Here is an 8212-nt window from a genome sequence, read left to right on the forward strand (position 1 = left end):
TCACGGCTTCAAACTCCGACAATCAGGTGTTGAATGTGACAAGGCAGAGAAGAGCTTTGCCATCCACTACATTGCCGATTTACGTCCGGCGGACGGCGACACGCGTCGCACTTGAACTGGCCTCTTACTGCAACAGAACCCGCGGTCATGCTCTGCACCTGAAAGTCAATCGTTCCATGTCTCTTGTGCAGTAATGCCGTGATGGCCGTTGTCGTGGCATTGAGCTGCGCGGTATCGTTCACCGCTACCGTGATCCATTTCAGGTGGGCGATATCCTGTTTCGTCCAAGTGGTTCCATACACCGAGCTCGTTGGCGAGATCACCAGGCCCGAGATGGGTGCAGTGATTGCCGTGTGGTTCAGATCGGCCTGATCGGAAACCAAAGTCTGTTCGGTCTTTTCGATTTGAGCGCTGATCGAGGTCAACGTCGCCTGTGCGGACTTGAGATCCGACTGGCTTTGCTCCAGGGCTTGCGCGGTCGCCGCCCCTTTTTCGACCAACTGCTGGTTGTGAGTGTAGGTCCATTGGGCGAGATCGCGCTTGGCGATCCACATCTGAGATTGCGCCTTCAGGGTCAGCGATCTCCGCCTTGTCCTCGCCAACCTTCGCGGCGTAGGCGACAGGATCGACCTGAGCCATGAGTTGACCCTGCTTGACTGTGTCGCCCAGCCCCACCGTGAGCTTCGTCAGTTGTCCCTCGACCTGCGAGCCGACATCCACGTACTGACTTGGCTCCAGCACACCGAGGACGGACACTGTGTCTTGAATTTCCGCTTTCCTGGCGATTGCAATCGCATACTTCGGCTGGCCAGCGTGATGCGAATACCAGATCCACCCGCCAGTTCCGGATCCGGCGATCACGACGACCATAGTGGAAATCGTGGTGAGTCTTCCAAGCCGCAAAATGAAGCTCCTATTCCTGAATTACCAAGCAATGTCGCATTGGCGAGCGCGCTGCTGAGGATGAAAGAAGCGCGACGTTATCGCGTCAACCACGATGTCTTGCGCACGGTCAACGCAGCGTAAGGCAGGATCCAGGTGAGCCCGAACAGGGCGAAATATGTGTAGAGGATCCCGAATGCGAATTCCCACGAACGCTCGGAGCGTAGAAAATAAAGCGTGTTGAATAGTGCGGTGACCGCAATGGCGATGATCAGTCGAATTAGCCCAGCCGTGCAGTGAATACTCGACAATATCGGCAGCAGGAGGGCATATCCCGCCAGGCTCACTATCGTTCCAACGACCATGTCGTAGAAGGCAATCAATCGAGCGGTCGCCGGGCGCTTCCAAAGGATGCGGAAGAATCGGTAACCTTCCCGGATCTGGCTGCGCCCCCATCGCAAGTACATCTTGCACAGCTTCTGATATGTCTCGGGAACGATGGTCTTTACCACGGCGGTGCGCTGGAAAACCGTGTCGTAGCCCTCGGCCAGAATGTAGTTCGTCAGGGAGCGGTCCTCCCCGAACGTGCATCGCACGCCGAGAAACGTTTGACTCTCCCAGTCTGGCAGGATGCGGCGTGCGAGGTCGGTGCGATAGGCGGCCAAAGCCCCCGGGCAGCACTGGACCGTGCGGTAGGTCGATTGCACGCTGCGAAGAAAGTCGAAGGCCAACGTGAACTGCACGTGCAACATCCGCGGTAACAATCCAGCATGCCGGTTGAACGGAATGACCTTGCCGGCGACCGCGCCGACTTTCGGGTCGCGGAATGGCCCCACCATTGCCAACAAGGTGCCGTAGTCGATGATGCTGTCGGAATCGACCGTGATCGTGACTTCGCCGCGAGCGCGCCGAAAGCCCTCTGCCAGAGCGGCGCGCTTGCCGCAATTGCGAGGAAACCGAACCGCCTGCACAAGATCAGGGTGTCGTGCCGCTGCTCGGTCAATGTGCACCCATGTGTCGTCGGTGCTTCCATCATCGACGACAATGATCTGAAGGCGATCCGCAGGGTATTCGGCGACGGCCACGGAGAAGATGGCTTTTTCGACCATGGCTCCTTCATTGAAGGCCGGGATGATTACTGTCAATGAGGGAGCGAGGGGTGCCGAGGCCGCGGGAACCGGTCGGTACATAAACCACAGCAGCGTGTGAGTGCTGCGGGAGGCCATACTGGCAAGAATGAGAAACAGCACACCATACTGGAGCGGCTTGGTCCAGTCACCTTCTTTGACAAGTGTGACGATCAGCACGAATTGCCGAGGCAGTGCGATCACGAGCAGCATCACGATGCACAACGGAACGATTGCAGCCAGTGATTCTTTCCAGCTCCAACACCTGCTAAGCAGGGCTCTGGCGAGCCAGGGTTTCTTAATCGATCGTTCGTTTTGCATATCTTAAATCTGCCTCATGAAGAGCGGAGAATGATTTTCCACAGTCGCACTCCTGCGAACGAAAAGAGATCGAGACGATGAGTCGGGGCAATGTCGGGAAGCTGTGCCCCATCTTCGATTTGGAACCGTGTCGAGCTCACGCCTTCACAACATTACCTGCGGCGATCGCACGGCGTGCGCAAACATTTCGCGTATCCACAACCAACGGGCAGTTCTCGACAATGAGCCGGTAGTCGACGTCATCGTGATCCGTGACGATCACAGCGGCGTCGTATTGGCGAAGCTGAGATGGTTCACAGGAAACCGACTTTAGGCCTTGAATGGCCGGATGTTCCCGCATTGGCGGGACCTCCGGCACGTGCGGATCGTGGTATTCGACGGCTGCGCCTCGCTCCGTCAACAGTTCGATTAGCCTGAACGCTGGGCTCTCGCGCACGTCGTTGACGTTGCGCTTGTACGCCACGCCAACAATCAGGATTTGTGCCCCGTTCAAACTCTTCTTGTATCGATCGGATAGCGCGGACAGTATATGATCCACGACGTGACGCGGCATCGACGTGTTGATCTCGCCCGCGGTCTCGATGAGTCGGGTCGTGATGCCAAAAGCGCGAGCCTTCCACGTCAGGTAAAACGGATCGATGGGAATGCAGTGTCCTCCCAGACCCGGCCCCGGATAGAATGCCATATAGCCGAACGGTTTCGTTCTGGCTGCCTCGACAACCTCCCAGATGTCGATGCCCATCGGCTCGTAGATAACCTTGAGCTCGTTGACAAGGGCGATGTTGACCGCTCTGAAGATGTTTTCGGTGAGCTTGACCGCCTCGGCTGTCTCCAGCGACGAAACAGGGACCGTCTTGGCTACGATGCGCTCATACAGTGAGCGAGCGACCTCCAGTGCGTAAGCGCTATCTGCGCCGATGACCTTGGGAATTCGCGTCGTGAGATATTCCGGGTTTCCGGGGTCTTCGCGTTCCGGAGAATATGCTAGAAGAAAATCGTCGCCCGACTTCAGGGCGGTACGCTCGAGAAGTGGACGTACGATATCCCGCGTGGTGCCGGGATACGTCGTAGATTCCAGTACGATCAGTTGGCCTGGTCGCAGATGTTGAGCAATACATTCGACCGTGTTGACGACGTATGACAGATCCGGCTCCCGATGGCGGGTGAGCGGTGTCGGCACGCAAATCAGCACGGCGTCAACATCGCGGATTGCCGAGAACGCCGTCGTGGCGAAAAACTTCTTTTGTGCGACGAATTTGGCGAGCTGGTCGTCGCTGACGTGCTGGATGTACGATTGCGCCGCATTCAGCATGGCCACTTTTTGCGCGTCGATATCCAGGCCAACGACGTTGAAACCACCTTCGGTCGCGGCCATTGCCAACGGCAACCCAACATAGCCGAGTCCGACCACCGCGACGTGTGCTTCGCGTTTGACGATACGTTGGAGCAATTCTCCCGTTGCTCGCGACGCCGGTGACGATTCGTCGTATGCCGCGAGGAGAGGGCGGCTTTCGAGTGTCGAGAGAGACTCGTCAAGAGACTGGATGCGATTTTGGGCTCGGGGATCAGCACGATCTACGGTGACAATAGCTTGCTCCATCATGGTTTCCTTTCAGCGAAATAACGCGATACGCCAGGTCGTTCCCGGGGGTATGCGAAGAGTCCGTCGGTGAGCGTCGAGGCGACACCATAGCGCGCGAGGATTTCGACGCGGACCACGATTTGTAAATCAATCTTGCATGCGGTTCCTCTTTACACGACGCAACAAAATTCCCAGTAATGGCCAGTTTTCGGCAGCAGCGGGCACACCGATCATGTCAACCGGAAGTAGCTATCCAGCGCTGGACTCGGACAACCCCGGCACGAACATGTAAAAGAGTGGGCTCGTTGATGCGACGGCCATCGGACGCGCGAAGAAGGTTGGGCACGGCGGCGGGCGATGCCCAACCACCCGGCTCCCGACACGTTTGAGTTGACGTTGACGCCCCGTCTGGGCCGGCTCCTTCACGGCACGGACTGACTGTGATGTAATACGCTTTAGTTTACTTGCAGATGTTTATCTGATTTATTAGTAAATTGCACATGTCTCAAGATGTGCATCTTGCATGTATCGAGGCCATTCGTCTTGACGCATGCATGCGACAGCACGCACACTCATCAAAGTGCCGCCTTACTACTAGGGTGGTTTGTTTCCAAAGGAAAGGTTACTCATGAAGATTCTTTTCGCACTGAAAGACAAGCTTGCGTCCAAGAAAAGCCTCAAGGCCTATGCTTGGTATATCTGGTACTAAGGTTTCGAATCGTCATCTGTTCTGATAACATTCCGAACCGCGTCCAGTGAAGCTACCGATCAGTTCGCCGGGCGTGGTTCTCTGCCCGTCCACCCTGCCTCACCGTTGCCGCCGTTGCCCATCGCCGACCGACACACGCGGATGACCGTATTTGCGCCCAGGCTCAGCGCGTTGATGCGCAATCATCCCGGCGAGGATCTGTTCCGGCTGGATGCCAACACTGTGGGGGTCGCCGGGGCCGAGTTGATCGACAGGATACTCAATGCCAGGCCGGCCGCCGAAGTCGAGCGCCCGACGTTCAAGCCGCTGCATGGTCGTTCGATCGCCCGCGCGCAAGCCTTGCAGCAGATGCAGGCGATCGGCCGCGACGTTCGCATGGCGTTGAAGCGCCCCATTTCCGAGCACATCGACTTCGCCGGTGCCTGGCCGCATGTCGGGCACGTCTATCTGCGCGACATGATTCTCGGCGACGATCCGCACCGGCTGCGCTTTCTGATGAATCGCATCCTGGAGCTGACACCCATGCTCACCTGGGCGGTCATCGCCACGGGGGCGGTGCGCCCTTTCAAGTTGCGCCAAGGCGCTTCCGCCACCGCCGCTTTTGTGGCAGCCGCGCCCAACTATGGGGAACGGCGCTACGCCATGGGCCTGTACAGGCGTACGGCCGCGCCGGTTTGCTTCACGATTTCCACCTTGGTCGCCAACGCGCTGTGGCTGGGCTCGCCGTTCGACGATCGCATGTCGAACAGAAACATCATCTACGAAGCGTTGCGGCTGCTGCCACCGTCCTGGAACATATTGCGCAATGCATCGCCTGAGTATCCCGCGCTCGATGGTCGGATCCGGCCGGGCGATGACATCCTGCTGCTGCCGCTGTTGAGCCACCGCGCCCCGGCCCTCTGGGAGGATCCCGACAGGTTCCAGCCTGAGCGTTGGGACCATCTGGACCCCGACGATCACCCCGGCTATCTCCCGTTCGGCCATGCCTCCGAGCGCTGTTGGGGGCGGCATATGGTAATGCCGTTGGCCCAGATGCTGCTCGACATCGTGCGCGGCAGCGGACTGATGGTGAGCCCGCGTCAGACCATGGCCGATGTGCGGCTCACCGGGCTGCTGGGGGTTTCGCAAGTGGATATTGTGCGTGCGTGAGCCTGCCGCGCGCTATTTGAGTATTCCACGGTGACCCGAGCGCCGATTCCACGTGCACCCGAGCACGGATTCCACGCGTAAGCGAGCAGTAATCAGGCAGGTACGACGCGGGATAACCCGTGGCACGCTGGACAATTTTTTGTCGAGCGGTCACATGAGCAAAAGGTTATCCATGCGGCAAATCAAGGAAGTCCTTCACCTTCACGCCAACGGGCAAAGTCATCGGGAAATCGCCTCGGCGCTTCGTTTGTCGCGCGCGACGGTCTGGGAATATCTCGATCGCGCACGCCGGGGTTCTGATAATCATATAGTCGGCCCCACGCCGTTGTGGTGAAGCGGCGGGCGTAGAGTTGAGGTTGCGAGGTAATCGGTAATTGACCGACGTCCTTGCGATCTCAGACGTCCTGATGTAAGGGCGAGCGCAGCGGATTGCCGGCGAAGAGCGATTTCCACATTCGCGGTGTGAGTTCATGCACGCGCGACGCCGGGTGCTGGCCCACGCGCTGCAGCACGTCGACCAGATAGTCATAGGGATCGATGTCGTGCAGCTTGCACGTCACCAGCAGGCTTTGCGCAATGTAAGCGGTAAGCCATGAGCGTTATAGAGCTCGCGTAAGTGTCGTTGCAGAATGCTCCTCGTTCAGTGCGATCAGGAGCAGACGATGAGGGCAACAGCAAAGCGAGAGGAACTGGAATCTGCATGGCGGCAACGGTTGGCGCGCTTCGCAGAGTGCGGACAGACGGTCAAAGCGTTTTGCCGCGATGAGTCGGTGTCGGAGTTTCGCTTCTATCATTGGCGGCGGCGCTTGCAGGGCCCGGCATCACCGCGTGGTGCGGATGTGCCCACCGGAGGCACAGCCTTTGTCGATCTGGGCACCATTGCGGCAACTGACACGCACATCGAGCCGGGCACGCTGGCGGGACAGGCGAATCTGACGATCCGCCTCGATCTGCCCGGCGGCATCGTTCTCACGATCGCGAGAAGCTGATGTTCTTCCCGGAACAGCAGGTGCGCGTGTTCCTGTACGGCGTCCCCGTGGACATGCGGCGTTCATTCGATGGCTTGCACGCGATCGCACGCCACAGCATGCCGGTCGATCCACTTGGGGGCCATCTGTTCGCGTTCATCAACCGTCGTGCCACGCAGATCAAGGTGCTCTACTTCGATCGCAGCGGCTGGTGCGTTTGGGCCAAGCGGCTCGAGCAAGGCCGTTTTCTGGCCAACTGGAACCGGGTGGATACGCGTGAGATTGATGTCACGCAACTGAAGCTGTTGCTGGAGGGAATCGAGGTCATCCGGCAGCGGCATCGTTACCGGCACCCGCAGCCGCAATCACCTGTGAGGCCCTCGCCATGAGGCATACCTTGCCCTATGATGATGGCCATGTCATCGACTGCCGCCACCGGCGAGACCATCGCTGCGCTCACCGCGCACGTGGTGGCGTTGTCGGCGCGATGCGATGCGGTGCTACGGACTGCTCGCCAACCCGGTGCGCCGCGCCAGGATCGCCAGGGTGCGCGATCTACTACACGTGGCACCCGCGATCAGCCCGTCACCGGACGACGCCACCATCGAAACCCGGCCCGTCTTCATCTGCCGGCACTGCGGCGCTCCGATGATCGTCGTCGACATCCTCGCGCGCAGCGCCCCGATCCGTGCACCGCCAATGCGCCGGGATCAGACATGAACTCCACGGTTCCCCGATATCCGAACCGACCGTCGGCTTTGCGGCAACGCGGCCCACGAACGGACGGCAGTATAAGCCTTTGCATCATTTGCATCATTTGATTTGATACTCGTTTTCTGGCAACTGCAACCAACCGTGTGGCACCATTTGAGCTCCGTTAGCTCTGGTATGGACTGTGTTTGTGTGCTTGGAATCAAGTGGGTTCTGTGCGGCGGGCGGGCTGGTCGCCATGCTAATGGGCGCAGCGGTGCGGGCGCTGGAACGCAGCGTCCATGTCCTGCAGATCTGCGCGAAATTCAAGACCACTGAATTATGGCCATGGATGACAGCCTTTTCTCGAAAAAATAGTCTCCGGGCGTCACGCGTAGTCAGGCCTCAACGTCAAGCGCATTGTTAATCCGTAGAGGCCGTGTGTATGGGCTATGCGTGACTGGTTGCTGCTACGCCATTCGGAGACAAGTGGTGGCACGGTGGGTATTGCCGTGGGCAACATCGCTGATGCATCGATGACTTTGTTTTTCGTGGTCACGACGGTACGCCGCTGCGCGTCACGATGTGCTGATAAGCCTTGGGGGGGTTATTGGTCTAGCAGCAACGGTCGGTGGGTATAGCGTTGCGCGGTGTAGGCAAAGCCGTCGAGGCGGTACAGATTCTTCTCTGGCAGTCTGGTAGGTGTTCCGCTGCGCGCCATCTTCGTTGAATTTTCGTAGGTCACTATGCAAACAATCTATTTCGGCAATCGCAAATTCCCAAG

General features: G+C 58.6%; 8 protein-coding genes and 1 pseudogene. 5 read left to right on the plus strand and 4 right to left on the minus strand.

From position 1 onward, the window contains the following. Positions 1-8: 8 nt before the first annotated feature. The 3 genes from VSR34_RS36875 to VSR34_RS36885 all read right to left on the minus strand — a co-directional run bounded on the left by VSR34_RS36875 (position 9) and on the right by VSR34_RS36885 (position 3933). On the minus strand, positions 9-554 hold the full coding sequence (locus VSR34_RS36875; RefSeq protein ID WP_342965061.1) for a hypothetical protein: 546 nt from the start codon (positions 552-554) through the stop codon (positions 9-11). 426 nt (positions 555-980) lie between these two features. Continuing rightward, positions 981-2330, minus strand: a complete 1350-nt coding sequence (locus VSR34_RS36880; RefSeq protein WP_342965062.1) for a glycosyltransferase — start codon at positions 2328-2330, stop codon at positions 981-983. Positions 2331-2466: 136 nt separating this feature from the next. Beyond that, positions 2467-3933 (minus strand): nucleotide sugar dehydrogenase, encoded by a 1467-nt coding sequence (locus tag VSR34_RS36885; RefSeq protein ID WP_342965063.1) that lies wholly within the window; start codon positions 3931-3933, stop codon positions 2467-2469. A gap of 829 nt (positions 3934-4762) precedes the next feature. Here VSR34_RS36885 and VSR34_RS36890 point away from each other — a divergent pair. Then, entirely contained in the window at positions 4763-5770 is a 1008-nt protein-coding gene (locus VSR34_RS36890) for a cytochrome P450 (RefSeq protein WP_342965064.1), read from the plus strand. Positions 5771-5942: 172 nt separating this feature from the next. Then, the gene (locus VSR34_RS36895; protein WP_342965068.1) at positions 5943-6104 is read left to right on the plus strand and encodes a helix-turn-helix domain-containing protein; all 162 of its coding nucleotides are present in this window, start codon (positions 5943-5945) and stop codon (positions 6102-6104) included. Between the two features lie 61 nt (positions 6105-6165). Here VSR34_RS36895 and VSR34_RS36900 read toward each other — a convergent pair. Next, a pseudogene (locus tag VSR34_RS36900) lies at positions 6166-6348 on the minus strand (transposase domain-containing protein); the annotation flags it as partial. 51 nt (positions 6349-6399) lie between these two features. Between VSR34_RS36900 and VSR34_RS36905 the strand changes: the two are divergent. The 3 genes from VSR34_RS36905 (at position 6400) to VSR34_RS36915 (ending at position 7458) form a co-directional block, all read left to right on the plus strand. Then, positions 6400-6759: a hypothetical protein gene (locus VSR34_RS36905; RefSeq protein ID WP_342965065.1), complete on the plus strand. Its 360-nt coding sequence runs from the start codon at positions 6400-6402 to the stop codon at positions 6757-6759. Then, positions 6759-7127, plus strand: coding sequence for an IS66 family insertion sequence element accessory protein TnpB (gene tnpB, locus VSR34_RS36910; RefSeq protein WP_342965066.1), 369 nt, complete (start codon positions 6759-6761; stop codon positions 7125-7127). Before VSR34_RS36905 ends, tnpB begins: the two co-directional genes overlap by 1 nt. Before the next feature lie 103 nt (positions 7128-7230). Next, the gene (locus VSR34_RS36915; protein ID WP_342965067.1) at positions 7231-7458 is read left to right on the plus strand and encodes a hypothetical protein; all 228 of its coding nucleotides are present in this window, start codon (positions 7231-7233) and stop codon (positions 7456-7458) included. Positions 7459-8212 lie beyond the last annotated feature (754 nt).

The sequence above is a fragment of the Paraburkholderia sp. JHI2823 genome (assembly GCF_038900695.1).
In the GTDB taxonomy this organism is placed as follows: domain Bacteria; phylum Pseudomonadota; class Gammaproteobacteria; order Burkholderiales; family Burkholderiaceae; genus Paraburkholderia; species Paraburkholderia mimosarum.

What these genes read in the sequence shown, in the direction of transcription:
- VSR34_RS36875 (WP_342965061.1), bottom strand. Translation starts at nt 554, where the DNA reads ATGTGGATCGCCAAGCGCGATCTCGCCCAATGGACCTACACTCACAAC.
- VSR34_RS36880 (WP_342965062.1), bottom strand. Translation starts at nt 2,330, where the DNA reads ATGCAAAACGAACGATCGATTAAGAAACCCTGGCTCGCCAGAGCCCTG.
- VSR34_RS36885 (WP_342965063.1), bottom strand. Translation starts at nt 3,933, where the DNA reads ATGATGGAGCAAGCTATTGTCACCGTAGATCGTGCTGATCCCCGAGCC.
- VSR34_RS36890 (WP_342965064.1), top strand. Translation starts at nt 4,763, where the DNA reads ATGACCGTATTTGCGCCCAGGCTCAGCGCGTTGATGCGCAATCATCCC.
- VSR34_RS36895 (WP_342965068.1), top strand. Translation starts at nt 5,943, where the DNA reads ATGCGGCAAATCAAGGAAGTCCTTCACCTTCACGCCAACGGGCAAAGT.
- VSR34_RS36905 (WP_342965065.1), top strand. Translation starts at nt 6,400, where the DNA reads ATGCTCCTCGTTCAGTGCGATCAGGAGCAGACGATGAGGGCAACAGCA.
- tnpB (WP_342965066.1), top strand. Translation starts at nt 6,759, where the DNA reads ATGTTCTTCCCGGAACAGCAGGTGCGCGTGTTCCTGTACGGCGTCCCC.
- VSR34_RS36915 (WP_342965067.1), top strand. Translation starts at nt 7,231, where the DNA reads ATGCGGTGCTACGGACTGCTCGCCAACCCGGTGCGCCGCGCCAGGATC.